The organism is Pseudoalteromonas sp. K222D (assembly GCF_017653575.1).
Taxonomy (GTDB): Bacteria; Pseudomonadota; Gammaproteobacteria; order Enterobacterales; family Alteromonadaceae; genus Pseudoalteromonas; species Pseudoalteromonas nigrifaciens.
Window position 1 is genome coordinate 1 of sequence record NZ_JAGGDL010000017.1, and the last position, 17,019, is coordinate 17,019.

Here is a 17,019-nt window from a genome sequence, read left to right on the forward strand (position 1 = left end):
GCTTTATTCCACAAGAATCGACAATTTCCCGCATATTGCGCCATTTTAGCGTTAATATCGGGTGTTGTTTTTAAAAGAAATTTATAAGCTTTGCGAATAATCATACTGTTATTATATACAGTCAATAAAAAAGGAACAACCCACTTAGTCGCTTCGCGACTATTGCCTTATATCACCGACCTAAAGGAACGGTGTTTTACGGCAAAAGTTGATAAAAAAAGGCCTTAATGGCCTTTTTTTATTTATGCAGGTTGATTATTTTTCTAGCAAAATGTCATGTATTTTTGCTAGATCTGATTTGCCAGCAATAATTTCATCCGGTGTTAAACCCGATAACTCATGCGGAAACACTAACCATTCTTCAGATTCATGAATATAGTAATCTGGCTTCATGTCTACTTTAGAGTTTTTAGGCTTGTAGTAAGGACATGCAATGCGAATATCACGCGGTAAGTTTAAACGCATTAGCTCTGAAAGCTTTTCTTTTAATGCAAAAATACTGCGGCCAGAGTCAAACACATCATCAACAATAAGTAATGAGTCACCTGCATTAGCATTTTCTACAATGTAGTGTAAACCATGTACTTTTATCTCTTTAGATTGCTTTCCAATGCCATAATAAGACGATGTACGTACCGCAATGTGATCGGTTTCAATGCCTTTGTAATCGTAAAATTCTTGCACTGCAATACCTATGGGTGCACCACCTCGCCAAATACCAATAATGAAATCTGGACGAAAGCCATCATTATACACTTGCGCTGCTACGCGAAATGAATCTTCAAGTAATTGTTGAGCCGTGATATAGCACTTATCTGACATAGTTAGGATCCCAGTGGTGAGTACAACATTTGAGCGCAGCTTAGATTAAAGCTGTAAATGAAACGTTCAAACATCTAAGGCGAGGGATTTTACCGTAATTTAAATCAAAATGCTTGTTTGCAGCACAAAAAAATAGGCACCAAACGGTGCCTATTATAGTTTTTTAATAAACTAACTCTGCAAATATTACGCTTTTTCTAACAAGGTGCGAGCAACAGTACGCATGCCTTGTGTGGTAGCGCCTGCAGCCCATTGGTTAGTGCTGCTCATATTAAATGCAGCTGCCAGATCAATATGCACCCAGCCTTTGCCATCATTTGCTACAAAGCGCGATAAGAAACCAGCCGCATTTGATGCACCACCATAACCACCGCCTTTTTGCGCACGGCTGTTAGCTGTATCGGCATAAGCCGATGGGCAGTTTTGCTGATGCCACTTTTCAAGTGGTAATGGCCACGCTGCTTCCATTTCTTGAGAAGCAAAGTCTTCAACTTCACGTACTAGCTCTTTATCAAGTGCAAACAAAGCATTGTACTCTTGGCCAACAGCAACTAGCGCAGCGCCAGTTAGTGTTGCAGCATCAATAATTAATGGCGCACCACTCTCACCTGCGGCCATTAAGCCGTCAGCTAATACTAAACGCCCTTCAGCATCAGTATTTACAATTTCAACTGTAGTGCCATTTTTATACGTTAAAATGTCACCTAATTTATAAGCATGGCCAGAAATTAAGTTTTCTGCACAGCATAAAAACAGCTTAATACGTTTTTCAATACCGCGATTAATAGCCAGTGCTAAACCAGCCGTTACTGTAGCAGCACCGCCCATATCGCACTTCATGCCTAGCATACCTTCGCTTGACTTAATTGAGTAACCGCCTGAGTCAAACGTAATCCCTTTACCTACAAGCGCAGCGCTTACTGGCGCATTTGCGTCGCCTGTTGGGTTGTAATCAAGCTCAAGTAAAACTGGCGGGCGAACACTACCACGGCCAACAGCATGAATACCGATCCACTGTTGCTCTAATAATGCATCGCCTTTAATAATTTGGTAGCTCACATGCTCAGGCGCTAACGATTGAATAAATTCAGCGGCTTTTTCAGCAAGGCTTTCTGGGTAAATGTCATCGGCAGTACCGTTAACCATTTCGCGAGCCCAAATAGCTGAGGTTTTTAAGTTACCTAGCTCTTTAATATCTGACTGTGCGTTGTCAACAAAGGTAACGCCATTTAACGATTTAGGCGTTACAAACCCTTGATAAAACGCCCACTGGCTTTCGGTACACCAAGTATCGCCAGTTAGTTCAACAGCTTTTACGCCTTGAGTAGCAATAGTACGCGCTGCTTTTTGAACATTTTTTAATGTTTCTTGCTCAGATAAATGAACGGTTGCCCCGTGTTCATTAAAAGATAACGACGCGTTTTCGCCCCAATGGCTTGGTGCTGACTGCTCGCTTAGTTGAACAACAAATTTTTCACTCATGTTAGAATATCCTTGCACTTAAATGTGCCACCGAGTTTACTATAGAGCGCTTGAGTTCCCAACAGCTTGAGATAAATAACATAAATTACGCTACGGAAGTTATTATGAAGTACCAACCTGCCCTGCAATCAGCCACCTTATTAAAACGCTATAAACGTTTTTTAGCTGATTTACAGCTCAGTGATGGCTCAGAGTTTACCGCCCATTGTGCCAATACAGGTAAAATGACTGGCTGCGCTGAACCCGGTTTTAATGCTTTTTACTCCACCAGTACTAATAGCAAACGCAAATACCCGCAATCGTTAGAGCTCACCCAAAATAGCTTATCGCAACTTATTTGCGTTAATACCGCAGTGGCAAATAAAGTTGTTGCTGAAGCTATAAATGCCAATATTATTAGTGAGATTAACAATTATGAGCAATTACAAAGCGAAGTTAAATATGGCAACGAAAACAGCCGTATCGACTTTTTACTAACCAGCGATGAGCGTCCTAATTGCTACGTTGAAGTTAAATCGGTAACGCTATTAAGCCAAGATAACCCCCGCAGTGGCCAAGGCTACTTTCCTGATGCACCAACTCTGCGCGGGCAAAAACATATTCGCGAATTAATAGAGATGGTAGAGCAAGGTCATCGTGCAGTATTGCTTTTTGCTGTACTGCACCAGGGAATAAACCAGGTAAGCGCTGCTGCTCATATAGACAATAAATATGCACAGTTACTAAATGAGGCAATTAACCAAGGCGTTGAGGTATTAGCATATAAAGCAGATATTTCTACCAACGAAATCATCTTAAAAGAGAAGCTCCCTTTTATATAATCATCATTTAATACAAAGTGTTGTAATTAGGTTTTGGTAAATACAAATATAAAGCAGCGGTAATGGGCTAAATATATAAAGTAAACTTTAAGTAACACCTTGTTTTTTAAATTTTAGCCCACATATATAGGCAAGTTTAGAAACCGATAGTGCGATTAAAAAAAGTACAAATATTACTTATCATACTTTTAAATCAATAAACGTGGTTACAGCTAATTCGATTAATTAAAAATAAATTTGCCTAGGGTATGAGATTCTGTTATTTATACCGCCGGCTAATGCTGAGGCATTAAATTAAGGATTTAGGAGAGAGTTATGCCAAACCAAAATAGATTAGGATTATTGGCTCAAGCCGGTTTAGAACCATACCAAGAAAAACCAGGTGAAGAGTATATGAATGAAGCACAACGTGTTCATTTTAAAACAATTTTAGAAACTTGGCGTAACGATTTACGCAACGAAGTTGATCGTACTAAATCGTATATGCAAGATGAAGCTGCTAACTTTCCTGATCCAGTTGACCGTGCTGCGCAAGAAGAAGAGTTCTCTTTAGAACTGCGTACTCGTGACCGCGAACGTAAACTGATCAAAAAAATTGAAAAAACAATCAACTTAATTAAAGAAGATGATTTTGGTTTTTGTGAGTCTTGTGGTATCGAAATTGGTATTCGCCGCTTAGAAGCGCGCCCGACTGCTGATTTATGCGTAGACTGTAAAACACTTGCAGAAATTAAAGAAAAGCAATCTGGACGTGGCTAATTAACTTATATTAATTAGTTATGTTTACTACAGCCGTTATTACGCCAACGCGTAAATACTGCGGTCGCTTTGCACCGTCTCCTTCTGGGCCATTACATTTTGGCTCATTAGTAGCGGCTGTAGGTAGCTATCTTGATGCTAAAGCTAACCAAGGAAAATGGTTAGTTCGCATCGAAGATATAGACACCACTCGCGTTGTAAAAGGCGCCGACACCGACATTCTAAATACCTTACAAGCCTATTCTCTGCACTGGGATGAAAACGTCGTTTATCAAACACAACGTTTAGATTTATACCAAGATGTTGTTAACTCTTTACACAATAAAAACCTTATTTATGCCTGTAGTTGCTCGCGCAAACAGATTAAAGCTATTGGCGGAATTTACCAAGGTCATTGTAAAAACCTGCACCAAGATATAACCCACAGTGCCCTGCGCCTTAGCCAAAGCTTTGCCACCAACCAATTTAACGATTTAATTCAAGGCGACATAAACGTTAATAACGCCTTTGCTGCTGAAGATTACATAATAAAGCGCAGCGATGGTTTATTTGCCTACCAGCTTGTCGTGGTAATTGACGATATAGACCAAGGGATCACGCGCATTGTTAGAGGGGCTGACCTAATTGAGCCTACCGTTCGACAGATCAGTTTGTTTAAACAACTTAATAGACAAGTACCCCAATTTGCTCATTTACCCTTAGCGGTTGCAAAGCCAGGCTTTAAGCTCTCAAAGCAAAATTATGCGCCAGCAATTTGTAAGCAAAACCCTAAACCGGTACTTATCGATGTGTTCGCGTTTTTAGGCCTAGCGGTACATAACCAGCTTATGGACTTAAATATTGAGCAACTACTTGCATGGGGGGTAAATAACTTTAGCTTAAATCAAGTGCCAAACCTTGCTGAAATTCAAATTTAGCAGCCCACAACTCCCCGCGCGCAATAATTTAGACCTTTAAGTAAATAAAAATCGCTAAAAATGGCTTAATTTCAGTGCAGCAACTTAATTTTTAAACCTTGCTGGTATATGATAGCCGCCTAAATATATGCTATTTACATTAATCAGCCAGTAATAGGTTATAACACCTACATTTGCTGTAATTTTGATTGCAATGGCAAGTCAATCAACACCTTCTAGGAGACAGACTATTATTTCCAAGCTTTTTCAATTTTGTCGACAAATAATCGGCCCTAATGCCAGTGCCGAAAACACGGCAATAAGCAGCGAACCGCTAGTGATCTCACGAGGTGAACATGGTATTTCTCGTAAACAATTTAGCCCAAATGCAATCAAAGTTTTATACCGTTTAAAAGACGGTGGTTTTGACGCCTACCTAGTTGGTGGTTGTATTCGCGATGTATTGTTAGGTCAACAGCCAAAAGATTTTGACGTGGTAACAAATGCCACGCCAGAACAAGTTAAAAAGTTATTTAGAAACTGTCGTTTAATTGGCCGCCGCTTTCGTTTAGCTCACATTGTATTTGGTCGTGAAATAATAGAAGTAGCTACCATGCGCGGGCACCACGAAGCGCCAGAGGACAAAAACCAAATAAGCCAATCGAGTGAGCAAGGACAATTGCTACGCGATAACGTATTTGGCAGTATTGAGGAAGACGCAGAACGCCGTGACTTTTCAATCAATGCACTTTATTACTCAATTAACGATTTTTGTATTTACGATTACGCCAATGGTTTAGCCGCAATAAAAGCTAAACAAATTGAGCTAATTGGCGATCCAGAAACGCGTTACCGTGAAGATCCGGTGCGCATGCTACGTGCGGTACGCTTTGCCACTAAGCTAGATATGAAAATTGCACCAAACAGCGAAAAGCCGATGACTGCTTTAGCAAGTTTGCTAGACAACATTCCACCAGCGCGTTTGTTTGAAGAAATACTCAAACTGTTTTTAAACGGCAAAGCACAAGCTAACTACTTAATGCTGCGCAAATACGGCCTATTTAACTCACTGTTTCCAGAGCTAAACCGTATTTTAGATAATAATCCGGGCGGGCTTGAAGCCACTTTTATTGAAAACATGTTTAAAAATACAGACGATCGTATTAACGCAGATAAAAAAGTAACCCCTGCGTATGTATTTGCTGCGCTACTTTGGTTTCCGCTATTAGAGCGCACTAAAACAGTACAAAATGAAGAGCAGCTCTCTGAATACGATGCATTTTCGCAAGCAATTAATAGTGTACTTAGCGATAACGCCCAGCACATAGCTGTTCCTAAACGCTTTACTTTAGGCGCACGCGACATTTGGCATATACAGCATCGTTTAGATAAACGTGCCGGCCAACGTGCATACAGATTAACGCAGCAACCTCGCTTTAAAGCCGCATACGACTTTTTATTAATGCGTGTGGAGGCAGGCGAAACACAACATAGCGAGCTTGCTCAGTGGTGGACACACTATTTGAGCCTAGATATTAATGGCCAAAAAGAAATGGTAAGAACCTTGGGTCAGCCTGCGGGGCCAAAACCACGCAGACGCGCTCGCCGTCGTACACCTAAAAAGCCAACAGAGTAACTTCTATGCACTGTGTTTATTTAGGTTTGGGTGCCAATTTAAACTCACCAAAAAAGCAGCTTGATAACGCTATTGCCGCGCTTAAAAAGCTGCCAGATTGTGAATTTATAAGTGTTTCGCATTACTATGCGAGTAAGCCCATGGGCCCACAAGACCAACCTGACTATATTAACGCCGTTGCCTGCATAAACACTACGCTTAGCCCTGAAAAGCTGCTTGATTTAACCCAAGCAATTGAGCTTGAGCATGGCCGTGTTAGAAAAGCCGAGCGTTGGGGGCCACGTACTTTAGATATAGATATGTTATTGTTTGACGCACAAACAATTAATACCGAGCGCCTTATAGTGCCTCATTATGGTTTAACTGAACGTGAGTTTGTTGTGTATCCACTGCTAGAACTTGCGCCAAAACTTATTTTACCCAGCGGCATTGCACTACACACTATTGCAAATACATTACCGCTTAACAATTTACAACAATTACCACAGTAATTAACTAAGGCTTATGCCGGTGAGAAAATTATGTCTAAAATAACAGTTTCAACTTTAAATAAAATGAAAGCAGAAAAAAATAAAATTACTGCTTTAACAGCTTATGATGCCAGTTTTGCTAAGTTATTTCATGATAACGGCGTTGAAGTTATTTTAGTTGGCGACTCTTTGGGTATGGTATTACAAGGCGGCGACGATACACTTGGCGTAACTAATCAAGATATTGCCTATCACACTCGTTGCGTACGTGCGGGTAGCCGTGAGCTGTTTGTAATTGCTGATATGCCGTTTATGACTTATTCGAGCCCCAACGACACCTGTAAAAATGCCGCTGAGCTAATGCGTGCTGGTGCAAACATGGTTAAGTTAGAAGGGGGTGAATGGCTTTTTGAGAGCATTGAAGCCCTAACTCAACAAGGTATTCCTGTGTGTGGTCATTTAGGCCTAACGCCGCAGTCGGTACATGTGTTTGGTGGTTTTAAAGTACAAGGGCGTGCAGAAGAGCAAGCACTAAAAATAATTGCCGATGCAAAAGCCCTTGAAGCGGCTGGCGCACAATTATTAGTACTGGAATGTATTCCAAGCGCACTGGCAAAACGCGTTACCGACGCATTAACTATTCCTACTATTGGCATTGGCGCTGGTAATACTACCGATGGTCAAATATTAGTAATGCACGACTTAGTAGGTATTTCTGCTGGGTTTATTCCTAAATTTTCGAAAAACTTTTTACTCGAAACAGGCAATATGCCTGAAGCCGTTAAAAAGTATTGTACCGATGTAAAAAGCGGTGCCTTTCCAAGTGCCGAACACGAGTTTAAATAATGCAGTCAATTACTGAAATTAAATCATTACGTAGCCAAATTAAAGCATGGCGTCAAGCCGGATTAAGCATTGCCCTAGTACCCACTATGGGCAACTTGCACTTAGGCCACTTTTCGTTAGTCGAAAAAGCAAAAATGATGGCCGATAAAGTCGTAGTAAGCATTTTTGTTAACCCTATGCAATTTGGCGCTAATGAAGACTTAGACAATTACCCTCGTACCCTTGATGAGGACAAGCGTGGCTTAGCCGATCTTGAAACTGATATTGTATTTACGCCAAGTGTAGAGACTATTTATCCTAATGGTTTAGCTGCACAAAGCTTTGTAGATGTACCTGATATTTCATTAGGTTATTGTGGTGGTTCACGCCCAGGGCACTTTAGAGGTGTGGCAACAGTTGTTACTAAACTCTTTAATTTAGTGCAGCCAGATTACGCTTGTTTTGGCGAAAAAGACTTTCAGCAGCTACAAGTAATTAAAACTATGGCTCGCGACTTATCGATTCCGGTTGAAGTTATTGGTGTATCAACTATGCGTGAAGTCTCTGGGCTTGCTATGAGTTCGCGTAATGGTTACTTATCGAATGAGCAAAAAAACAGTGCCACCGTACTTTTTAAAGTGCTTAATAACTGCGCTGAGCAACTTAAAAGTGGTAATACAGACTTTGCTACGCTGGAAGAAACAGCCAAACAAAGTTTACAGCAAGCTGGATTAAAACCAGACTATTTTTCGATAGCTCAACGAGATACGTTAAAAGCTGCTACACTCGATGATAACAAATTTGTTATTTTAGCCGCGGCCTATTTAGGCAGTGTTAGATTAATCGATAACCTTCAGGTTGAAGTTTAATATAACCGCGACTTTCATTTAAGGATAAGCATGCATACTTTAATAAAAATGAGCGCAGTAGCCCTTACATTTATGCTATTAGCAGGTTGTCAGAATAACGCTGGAAATCCAGAGTTAAATCAATGTGCACAACAAAACTATCAATGCGAAAGTAGTTGTGAGCAACAATCAACTGGCGAAGGTTTAAAGCAGCAAGTATGCTCAGCTAAGTGTGTTGAGAGCTATAATCAGTGTAAAGCACAAGCCGAAAACTTAGGTAACATATAAGTATTAAGCTTGTACCTGAACAGTAAATATAAAAAAACCGCTCAATGAGCGGTTTTTTATTGCGTATAATTTAGTGACTTAATTTAAGCCTAACTTTTTAAGCTCAACTTCAGCTAATTTGGCTGAAAGCGGTACATAACCGTCTTTTTCTACAATTTTTTGCCCATCTTTCGACAATACCATTTTTAAAAATTCAGCTTCAATTGGTGCTAATGGTTTATTAGGGTGCTTGTTCACGTAAAGGTATAAAAAGCGCGACAGCGGATACTTACCTTGTGCTACATTTTCAAGCGTTGCATCAACAAAGTGGCTGCCTTTTTTGGCCAGTGGAACTGTGCGTACACCAGAGGTTTTATAGCCTATTCCTGAGTAGCCAATCGCGTTCAATGAAGATGAAATAGACTGCACTACAGATGCTGAACCCGGTTGCTCATTTACGTTATTACGAAAATCGCCTTTACACAGTGCTTTCTTTTTAAAGTAACCATAAGTGCCTGATACCGAGTTACGCCCATACAATTGAATATCTTTAGCAGCCCATTCTCCAGTTAAACCTACGTCACTCCAGCGGTTAACTTGCTGCGTTGCACCGCACTTACGAGTAGATGAAAAAATAGCATCTATTTCATCAATACGTAGCCCTTCTATAGGGTTGTCTTTGTGTACAAATACCGCAAGTGCATCGATGGCAACCCGTACTTCTGTGGGTTTATAACCATGGCGTTTTTCGAATGCTTCAACTTCTTTTGATTTCATTTTACGGCTCATTGGCCCTAAATTTGCTGTGCCTTCGGTTAATGCCGGTGGCGCAGTTGATGAGCCAGCTGCTTGTATTTGAATATTTATATTTGGATAAATACGTTTATATTCTTCAGCCCAAAATGTCATCATGTTCGCTAATGTGTCTGAACCTACCGATGAAAAGTTCCCTGAAACACCACTAATTTTTTGATACTCAGGTAGTGCGTTATCCAAAGCGACTGCTTGTGCAGATACAAACGTTGTAACAGCCACACCCATTGCGGCAACTAAGTTTTTAAATTTCATGTGGGGTTCTCCAATTTGTTCGTCCCATTTTTTAACTGTGTTCACTGTAAATTGTGTAGATGACAGTGATATTACCCTTAAATGACACTTTTATGACTTGCCACTTGTTTGTACTGTGCTGCTCATAGGTACTATTTTATTACTTGAAAAATCAAAAGAAAAACACGAACCTTGACCCAAAACACTACTAATATTTAACTGGCTATTGTGGCGAGTTAATACGTGCTTGGTAATTGCGAGCCCAAGGCCTGAACCACCTGTAGTGCGACTGCGCGCTTTATCTACCCGGTAAAAGCGCTCCGTTAAACGATTTATATGCTCAGGCGCAATACCATCACCATTATCGGTTACGCTAAAGCAAGCTCGATCGTTTTGACGCTGCCAACATATTGTTATTTTCCCGCCTGGTTTAGTGTAATGAATGGCGTTAAAAACTAAATTAGAGAATGCACTGCGCAGTTCATCTGCTGATCCGCTAATATCTAAGGAAGTATCAATATTAAAAATAAGCTGATGCTTTTTTTGCTGATTAATTGAGTTAGCTTCTGTTTGAATATAGTTAAGTAGTAAGGGTACATTAACCGCTTTATCGTTATTTTGCTTACGCGCACCTTCTATACGCGATAGTGATAGCAGCTGAGTAACTAAACTGTCCATGCGTTTGCATTGCTCAAGCATAGTATTTTGGGCTTTATTCCACATTGCGGGCGGTGGCATCATGTCGCTATCCATCATCTCAAGATAGCCTGTAACCACCGTGAGCGGGGTTCGCAGTTCATGCGACACATTGGCAACAAAGTCTTTGCGCATTTGTTCTAGTTGCTTTAAGCGGGTTACATCGCGTACTACTACCATTAACTGTGTGCTGGCATAGGGCATAACTCTAAACTCAAGTATTTGCTCTATGTTATGACCACTTTCAAGCTCCAGTGGCTCGGTAAATTGGCCGCGGTGCATATACTTAGCAAATTTAGGTTCACGAATTAAGTTATCCAGACGCTGCCCTTGATCTGTAGGCCACTGCAAGCCTAATACTTTTAATGCCAGTTGATTACACCAATAAATGGTTAAATCATTTTGCAGCACTATCACCGCATCAGGAATGGCTTCAGCACCATCACGAAAGCGATGAATTAATGCCGATAGTTCATTACGCTTTTTACGATTACGATGCTGCAGCTGATAAATACCTTCGAATACCTGCTCCCATGCACCCTCTCCTTCGGGCGGGTTAAAGCTTTGTTGATTAAGCAACCAATCACTTAAACGATAAAGTTGGTAGTAGTGCCAAATAAGTAGCGAAAATGAGCCTAAAAATAACAATAAAAATGGGGCACCTACTAACAGCCCTATTAGCAGTAAAGGTATAAAATAGATAAACAGCCGTTTAACTAAGGTGCGTTTATTAATAACTCTATACATACACTGTTACCTTAAAGTCGCTATCCATTGGTACTTAGTTAAGCTGCAAGCACATTATAATTTACTTGAAAAGCGATAACCTGCTCCGCGTACCGTTTGCACTAAGCGGTCATGTCCTAAGGGTGAAATAGCTTTACGTAAGCGGCGAATATGTACATCAACCGTACGGTCTTCAACATATACGTTAGTACCCCAAACTTGATCAAGTAATTGCTCACGGCTATATACGCGCTCGGTGTGGGTCATAAAAAAGTGTAGTAATCTAAATTCGGTAGGCCCCATATCAAGCTCACTGCCACCTGAGGTAACGCGGTGAGAAATAGGATCAAGGCGCAGGCCATGTACGTCAATTGCTTCTTCTAATGAGGTGGGCGACACACGACGTATAACCGCTTTAATGCGGGCCATGAGTTCTTTTGGCGAAAATGGCTTAGTAACATAGTCATCGGCACCTACTTCTAGGCCGCGTACTTTGTCTTCTTCTTCGCCACGAGCGGTGAGCATAATAATGGGAATAGCGCGCGTGTATTCATTTTGTTTAAACTTTTTAGCAATTTGGATTCCGCTACCCCCAGGTAACATCCAATCGAGTAGCACCATATCTGGGTATGGCTCTACCATTGCCGCAATAGCAGAGTCGTAATCTTCTGCTTCAATTGCCTGAAATCCATTTTGTTCTAAAACAAAAACCAACATTTCTCTGATCGGTGCTTCATCATCAACGACTAATACTTTACGTGACATTCCATTTATCTCTTAGCTATCGAATTTGTTTTCATTATTATGACTAAGTATGACACTTTTATGAAAACCTAGCGCGTAAGTTAATATAACAGTAAAAAAACACAAAATAGTGACTAAATAAATATTTACACGCAATTATAGCGATAAAGCAAAGCGTATAGCAGGATCATTATTTTACTAACATTGTGTGTTAAAGCAGCCAACTTTGCTCACTTAAATAGCATACGCTAACCTAGTAATACAATTATGTTCTGCATTGTGATGATCTTAAATTAAAAGATCAGAGTTTTATTAAGCAGATCCGTTTTGGGATCACTATTATACCCAGTGAAATAGCTAAGCTGATGATTGTTTGTACTATTCTTTTATTTAATAATGAATTTAAGCGCCAACTAGGGCTAAAATACCCGTTTACTTAGTAAAGTAATGATCTCAAACTGATCACGTTAGTAATTTAGTGATCCTAATTACCTGCTGTTAGTAAGATATTGATCCCTAAACGGCATAAAAAAAGCCAGTGACAATGCAACTGGCTTAGTAAAAAGTCTAAAATGATCAATTATTTAATACGTGGGTCTAACTCGCCGCTTAAATACTTAAGATGCATTTCATCTAATGAAATTGGTTTAATTTTGCTAGCTTGGCCTGCTGTACCAAACGACTCATAACGCGAAATACAAATATCGGTCATGGCTTGAGTTGCTGCCGCTAAAAATTTACGCGGATCGAAGTTTGCCGGATTAAGCGCCAAATGGCGACGCACCGCACCGGTAGATGCTAAACGTAAGTCTGTATCAATATTAACTTTACGTACTCCAAACTTAATCCCTTCAATAATTTGCTCTACTGGCACACCGTAAGTTTCTGGAATTTCGCCACCGTACTGATTAATTATTTCTAACCATTCTTGTGGAACCGATGATGAGCCATGCATTACTAAGTGAGTATTTGGAATACGTGCATGAATTGCTTTAATACGATCAATCGCTAAAATATCATCCGTTGGTGGACGAGTAAATTTATACGCACCGTGCGATGTACCACAAGCAATTGCCAGCGCATCAACATGGGTTTTATTTACAAAGTCAGCCGCTTCTTCTGGATTAGTTAGCATTTGCTCAGTGGTTAATTTACCCTCTGCGCCAATACCATCTTCTTCGCCTGCTTCACCTGTTTCAAGCGAACCTAAAACACCCAGTTCGCCTTCAACAGAAACACCACACGCATGTGCCATTTCTACAGTTTTACGGGTTACTTCTACGTTGTATTCGTAGCTTGAAGGTGTTTTACCATCGCTCAATAATGAGCCGTCCATCATTACTGATGAAAACCCAAGTTGAATTGAACGCTGACATACACCCGGTGATGTACCGTGATCTTGATGCATAACCACTGGAATATGTGGCCACTCTTCAACCGCTGCTAAAATCATATGACGAATAAATGGGGCACCAGCATAAGCACGTGCGCCTGCAGAACCTTGCACAATTACAGGGCTATTGGTTTTGTCAGCCGCTTCCATTATTGCGCGCATTTGCTCTTGGTTGTTAACGTTAAAAGCAGGTACGCCATAACCATGCTCAGCGGCATGATCCAGAAGTTGTCGCATACTGATTAAAGCCATTGGGTTTTCTCCAATTTTTTGATAGCAGTTCTCTGCCATCTAGTTTGAACGGATGTGTTAGTTTGGCGCAATCACTGCGCCACGAATTAGTACTGATAAACAGTAACTAACGCGTAAAATTAATTATTAAATTAGGGTGAGAGGTATTTAATAATTAATTATTGCGGATGAAGTAACCTCCATCCGCTTACGCCTAAATAAAATAAATTACTTAGCGCGCGATTCTAGCATTTCAACTGCTGGTAGCTTTTTGCCTTCTAAAAACTCTAAAAACGCACCACCACCAGTAGAAATATACGATATTTTATCGCTAATGCCGTACTTATCAATTGCCGCTAAGGTGTCGCCACCGCCTGCAATCGAAAACGCATTTGAATTAGCAATAGCTTGGGCAATAGCACGAGTACCGTTACCAAATTGGTCAAACTCAAACACGCCAACAGGGCCATTCCATACTACAGTACCTGCATTAGCAATTATTTTTGCCAGCTTGTTTGCTGTATCTGGGCCAATATCAAAAATCATATCGTCGCTGGTAACTTCACTTACATCTTTAAGTGTTGCTACTGCTGAGTCTGAAAACTCATTACCTACAACAACATCAGTCGGTACTGGAATTTCACCATTGTTAGCAACAGCCGCTGCGCATAAGCGATTCGCTTCATCCATTAAATCAGCTTCGTAAAGCGATTTACCAACAGGATAACCCGCCGCCGCAATAAAGGTATTAGCAATACCGCCACCGGTTACTAGCTGATCAACAATTTTTGATAGTGAATCAAGCACTGTTAATTTAGTAGACACTTTTGAACCACCCACAATCGCCACTAATGGGCGAGCTGGGTTATCAAGTGCTTTGCCAAGAGCTTCAAGCTCTGCCGATAATAATGGCCCTGCACACGCAACATCTGCAAATAATCCTACACCATGGGTAGAGGCTTGTGCGCGATGCGCCGTACCAAATGCATCCATTACGTAAACATCACATAATGCTGCAAGTTGTTTAGATAGCGCTTCGTCGTTATTTTTTTCGCCTTTGTTAAAGCGTACGTTCTCAAATACCACCACTTCGTTATCAGCAAGTTCAACACCGTTTAGGTAGTCTTTTTCTAAACGTACTGTTTGCTCTAGGGCATCGTTTAAGTAATTAACGACAGGAGCAAGAGAAAACTCTTCGTCATATTCCCCTTCCGTAGGGCGGCCAAGGTGTGACATAACCATTACTTTTGCGCCTTTTTCAAGGGCTAACTTAATTGTTGGTAGCGCCGCACGAATACGCGCATCTGACGTCACTTTACCTGCTTTAACGGGTACATTTAAATCTTCACGAATTAATACACGCTTGCCGTTTAAATCTAAATCTGCCATTTTTATGACCGACATGAACATCTCCTTAGTTAACGATACTAAACCCAATAAAAGGCGGTTATTTTATATTAGTTATTTTTTCTAACGCGACCATTGCACGCGCAGTGTCGAGCATTCGATTAGCAAAACCCCACTCGTTATCGCACCAAACTAGTAACTTTATCAGTCGTTTATGACTAACTCGTGTTTGGGTACCATCTATAATACAAGAATGTGGATCATGATTAAAATCAATCGATACTAGTGGCTCTGCGGTGTAACTTAAAATGCCTTCAAGGCGATCTTTAGCTTGTGCTTTAAGCGCGTTATTTACTGCATTTAAATCTACATCGGTATTAACCGTTACACTTAAATCCATAGCCGTTACGTTAATAGTAGGCACGCGTACAGCAATGGCTTCAAAGCGGCCTTTAAATTTAGGTAAAATACGGTCTATACCGCGGGCTAGTTTTGTATCAACTGGAATAATAGATTGGCTGGCTGCGCGTGTACGGCGTAAATCGTGGTGGTAGGCATCAATTACCGGCTGATCGTTCATCGAGGCATGTATTGTGGTAATAGCACCCGATTCAATACCAAATGCATCATCTAACACTTTAATAACCGGCACTACACAGTTAGTAGTACACGAACCATTAGAGACGATAGTGTGCTCTGGTTTTAGCTCATCGTCGTTAATACCATAAACAATAGTGGCATCAACATCGTTATCAGCAGGATGCGAAAACAACACTTTTTTAGCGCCTGCGGTTAAATGTAGCTGTGCATGTTCGCGCGAGTGATAAACCCCAGTACATTCAAGTACTACGTCTACACCTAAGGTTTTCCAAGGTAATTCCGCCGGATTTGGCTCACAGAAAAGAGCAATAGCATCGCCTGCTACGCTAATGGTGTCCTCACCAAGCTTTACAGGAAAAGAGAAACGACCATGAGAGGTGTCGTATTTTAATAAGTGAGCAATAGCTTCAGGGTCAGCAAGTTCGTTAATCGCAACAATTTTTATCTCGTTGCTCAAACCTGATTCGTATAACGCGCGGACAATATTTCGACCAATACGACCAAAACCATTAATTGCAAGTTTGATTGCCATGAAATATAAAATCCACTCTTTTTGCGTGCAGATAAAGGCAATGTGCCTTTTAGATGGCGGTATTGTAATCGACCTTGAGCTTTATTATAAGAGGGAGCGATTAGAAACTTTAAATAAATGATAAGTTAAATATGTAACTCGCGGCCATTCGTTGTCAGAACTTTGCTTAATAAATTGCTCCCAGAGCAAAACAACGCCTGCCATTTTCACGCTAGCAATAACGCTACTATAAACAAAGCTAGTCGCCGTTAGTAACCAACCAGCAAAACCCTATAGATTTAAGCTACTGTTAAATATAGCATTATTAATTTTCAATCGCTATTTTATTTTAATACAAAAAACTTTAACTGCATATTTTGACGCTACAGCTGGATACTTATCCATTTAGTATCTACTGCGCATAAGTAAAAAATGTCCCCCTGCCACTCTGGTTGTTTTTTGAACAATGTTGACTATTATATAATTACTGCTACGCACATTCGCTTAAGCAACACTTTAAGGAGCAAGGTTATGAACAGTAGTCATGTTTCACTCTCCAACAGGTTAGTTTTACATCAGTTTCTAGCCATTTTTATTGCTATATGCGCATTTAATACCAACGCACAGCAAACCAAATCAGAAAAAAATGAATTGGCACGCATGCAAGCACAATTGAATGCTGAGGTTATGTCTAGACCCTTTTTGGCTGAAAAGCCTGAAGAGGTCGATGCTTATATAAAAAGTATGCTAGAGAAAAATATTAAACCTGAAGAATACAAAGGCACTTATTGGCGTAACGGCTATACCTGTCGAGATCTACTCAGATATAACTGGACTCAGTATCGTAATTGTCGTTACTACTACCGTTATCACGGCCGGTATTATTAGAGTAATGATT

Annotated in this window: 18 protein-coding genes; 9 read left to right on the forward strand and 9 right to left on the reverse strand. The window is 40.5% G+C overall.

Going from position 1 to position 17,019, the window contains the following annotated elements; translation table 11 throughout:
* The 3 genes from J5X91_RS09940 to pepB all read right to left on the reverse strand — a co-directional run.
* On the reverse strand, positions 1-104 hold a 104-nt coding region (locus tag J5X91_RS09940), incomplete at its 3' end, for a helix-turn-helix domain-containing protein (RefSeq protein WP_208834707.1).
* Positions 105-255: 151 nt separating this feature from the next.
* Positions 256-822 carry a phosphoribosyltransferase family protein gene (locus J5X91_RS09945; RefSeq protein ID WP_011327308.1) on the reverse strand — a complete coding sequence of 189 codons (567 nt, stop codon included), beginning with the start codon at positions 820-822 and terminating at the stop codon, positions 256-258.
* 186 nt (positions 823-1,008) lie between these two features.
* On the reverse strand, positions 1,009-2,304 hold the full coding sequence (gene pepB, locus J5X91_RS09950; RefSeq protein WP_011327307.1) for an aminopeptidase PepB: 1,296 nt from the start codon (positions 2,302-2,304) through the stop codon (positions 1,009-1,011).
* Positions 2,305-2,408: 104 nt separating this feature from the next.
* Between pepB and sfsA the strand changes: the two genes are divergently transcribed.
* From sfsA to J5X91_RS09990, 8 genes are all read left to right on the forward strand, one after another.
* Positions 2,409-3,125: a DNA/RNA nuclease SfsA gene (gene sfsA, locus J5X91_RS09955; RefSeq protein WP_208834610.1), complete on the forward strand. Its 717-nt coding sequence runs from the start codon at positions 2,409-2,411 to the stop codon at positions 3,123-3,125.
* 315 nt (positions 3,126-3,440) lie between these two features.
* A complete protein-coding gene (dksA, locus tag J5X91_RS09960; RefSeq protein ID WP_011327305.1) occupies positions 3,441-3,884 on the forward strand; it encodes an RNA polymerase-binding protein DksA in 444 nt (147 codons plus the stop codon).
* A gap of 20 nt (positions 3,885-3,904) precedes the next feature.
* On the forward strand, positions 3,905-4,801 hold the full coding sequence (gene gluQRS, locus J5X91_RS09965; RefSeq protein WP_208834614.1) for a tRNA glutamyl-Q(34) synthetase GluQRS: 897 nt from the start codon (positions 3,905-3,907) through the stop codon (positions 4,799-4,801).
* A 193-nt stretch (positions 4,802-4,994) separates the two neighbouring features.
* Positions 4,995-6,416 carry a polynucleotide adenylyltransferase PcnB gene (gene pcnB, locus J5X91_RS09970; protein ID WP_179807416.1) on the forward strand — a complete coding sequence of 474 codons (1,422 nt, stop codon included), beginning with the start codon at positions 4,995-4,997 and terminating at the stop codon, positions 6,414-6,416.
* A gap of 5 nt (positions 6,417-6,421) precedes the next feature.
* Positions 6,422-6,907, forward strand: a complete 486-nt coding sequence (folK, locus tag J5X91_RS09975; RefSeq protein ID WP_011327302.1) for a 2-amino-4-hydroxy-6-hydroxymethyldihydropteridine diphosphokinase — start codon at positions 6,422-6,424, stop codon at positions 6,905-6,907.
* Positions 6,908-6,937: 30 nt separating this feature from the next.
* Complete coding sequence (panB, locus tag J5X91_RS09980; RefSeq protein WP_011327301.1) at positions 6,938-7,732, forward strand: 3-methyl-2-oxobutanoate hydroxymethyltransferase; 795 nt, start codon at positions 6,938-6,940, stop codon at positions 7,730-7,732.
* Positions 7,732-8,580: a pantoate--beta-alanine ligase gene (panC, locus tag J5X91_RS09985; protein ID WP_208834617.1), complete on the forward strand. Its 849-nt coding sequence runs from the start codon at positions 7,732-7,734 to the stop codon at positions 8,578-8,580. Before panB ends, panC begins: the two co-directional genes overlap by 1 nt.
* A 30-nt stretch (positions 8,581-8,610) precedes the next feature.
* A complete protein-coding gene (locus J5X91_RS09990; RefSeq protein ID WP_011327299.1) occupies positions 8,611-8,847 on the forward strand; it encodes a hypothetical protein in 237 nt (78 codons plus the stop codon).
* 78 nt (positions 8,848-8,925) lie between these two features.
* Here J5X91_RS09990 and J5X91_RS09995 read toward each other — a convergent pair whose 3' ends face one another.
* The 6 genes from J5X91_RS09995 to epd form a co-directional block, all read right to left on the reverse strand.
* Positions 8,926-9,894 (reverse strand): phosphate ABC transporter substrate-binding protein PstS family protein, encoded by a 969-nt coding sequence (locus J5X91_RS09995; RefSeq protein WP_011327298.1) that lies wholly within the window; start codon positions 9,892-9,894, stop codon positions 8,926-8,928.
* 90 nt (positions 9,895-9,984) lie between these two features.
* Positions 9,985-11,316 carry a phosphate regulon sensor histidine kinase PhoR gene (gene phoR / locus J5X91_RS10000; RefSeq protein ID WP_089367798.1) on the reverse strand — a complete coding sequence of 444 codons (1,332 nt, stop codon included), beginning with the start codon at positions 11,314-11,316 and terminating at the stop codon, positions 9,985-9,987.
* A gap of 54 nt (positions 11,317-11,370) precedes the next feature.
* On the reverse strand, positions 11,371-12,060 hold the full coding sequence (phoB, locus tag J5X91_RS10005) for a phosphate regulon transcriptional regulator PhoB (protein WP_011327296.1): 690 nt from the start codon (positions 12,058-12,060) through the stop codon (positions 11,371-11,373).
* Positions 12,061-12,619: 559 nt separating this feature from the next.
* A complete protein-coding gene (fba, locus tag J5X91_RS10010; protein WP_011327295.1) occupies positions 12,620-13,684 on the reverse strand; it encodes a class II fructose-bisphosphate aldolase in 1,065 nt (354 codons plus the stop codon).
* 207 nt (positions 13,685-13,891) lie between these two features.
* The gene (locus J5X91_RS10015) at positions 13,892-15,067 is read right to left on the reverse strand and encodes a phosphoglycerate kinase (RefSeq protein ID WP_011327294.1); all 1,176 of its coding nucleotides are present in this window, start codon (positions 15,065-15,067) and stop codon (positions 13,892-13,894) included.
* 43 nt (positions 15,068-15,110) lie between these two features.
* Positions 15,111-16,142 (reverse strand): erythrose-4-phosphate dehydrogenase, encoded by a 1,032-nt coding sequence (gene epd, locus J5X91_RS10020; protein WP_089367797.1) that lies wholly within the window; start codon positions 16,140-16,142, stop codon positions 15,111-15,113.
* A 510-nt stretch (positions 16,143-16,652) separates the two neighbouring features.
* On the opposite strand from epd, the gene J5X91_RS18095 reads away from it, so the two are divergent.
* Complete coding sequence (locus tag J5X91_RS18095; protein WP_011327292.1) at positions 16,653-17,009, forward strand: hypothetical protein; 357 nt, start codon at positions 16,653-16,655, stop codon at positions 17,007-17,009.
* The last annotated feature ends 10 nt before the right edge of the window (positions 17,010-17,019 follow it).

What these genes read in the sequence shown, in the direction of transcription:
- J5X91_RS09945 (WP_011327308.1), bottom strand. Translation starts at nt 822, where the DNA reads ATGTCAGATAAGTGCTATATCACGGCTCAACAATTACTTGAAGATTCA.
- pepB (WP_011327307.1), bottom strand. Translation starts at nt 2,304, where the DNA reads ATGAGTGAAAAATTTGTTGTTCAACTAAGCGAGCAGTCAGCACCAAGC.
- sfsA (WP_208834610.1), top strand. Translation starts at nt 2,409, where the DNA reads ATGAAGTACCAACCTGCCCTGCAATCAGCCACCTTATTAAAACGCTAT.
- dksA (WP_011327305.1), top strand. Translation starts at nt 3,441, where the DNA reads ATGCCAAACCAAAATAGATTAGGATTATTGGCTCAAGCCGGTTTAGAA.
- gluQRS (WP_208834614.1), top strand. Translation starts at nt 3,905, where the DNA reads ATGTTTACTACAGCCGTTATTACGCCAACGCGTAAATACTGCGGTCGC.
- pcnB (WP_179807416.1), top strand. Translation starts at nt 4,995, where the DNA reads ATGGCAAGTCAATCAACACCTTCTAGGAGACAGACTATTATTTCCAAG.
- folK (WP_011327302.1), top strand. Translation starts at nt 6,422, where the DNA reads ATGCACTGTGTTTATTTAGGTTTGGGTGCCAATTTAAACTCACCAAAA.
- panB (WP_011327301.1), top strand. Translation starts at nt 6,938, where the DNA reads ATGTCTAAAATAACAGTTTCAACTTTAAATAAAATGAAAGCAGAAAAA.
- panC (WP_208834617.1), top strand. Translation starts at nt 7,732, where the DNA reads ATGCAGTCAATTACTGAAATTAAATCATTACGTAGCCAAATTAAAGCA.
- J5X91_RS09990 (WP_011327299.1), top strand. Translation starts at nt 8,611, where the DNA reads ATGCATACTTTAATAAAAATGAGCGCAGTAGCCCTTACATTTATGCTA.
- J5X91_RS09995 (WP_011327298.1), bottom strand. Translation starts at nt 9,894, where the DNA reads ATGAAATTTAAAAACTTAGTTGCCGCAATGGGTGTGGCTGTTACAACG.
- phoR (WP_089367798.1), bottom strand. Translation starts at nt 11,316, where the DNA reads ATGTATAGAGTTATTAATAAACGCACCTTAGTTAAACGGCTGTTTATC.
- phoB (WP_011327296.1), bottom strand. Translation starts at nt 12,060, where the DNA reads ATGTCACGTAAAGTATTAGTCGTTGATGATGAAGCACCGATCAGAGAA.
- fba (WP_011327295.1), bottom strand. Translation starts at nt 13,684, where the DNA reads ATGGCTTTAATCAGTATGCGACAACTTCTGGATCATGCCGCTGAGCAT.
- J5X91_RS10015 (WP_011327294.1), bottom strand. Translation starts at nt 15,067, where the DNA reads ATGTCGGTCATAAAAATGGCAGATTTAGATTTAAACGGCAAGCGTGTA.
- epd (WP_089367797.1), bottom strand. Translation starts at nt 16,142, where the DNA reads ATGGCAATCAAACTTGCAATTAATGGTTTTGGTCGTATTGGTCGAAAT.
- J5X91_RS18095 (WP_011327292.1), top strand. Translation starts at nt 16,653, where the DNA reads ATGAACAGTAGTCATGTTTCACTCTCCAACAGGTTAGTTTTACATCAG.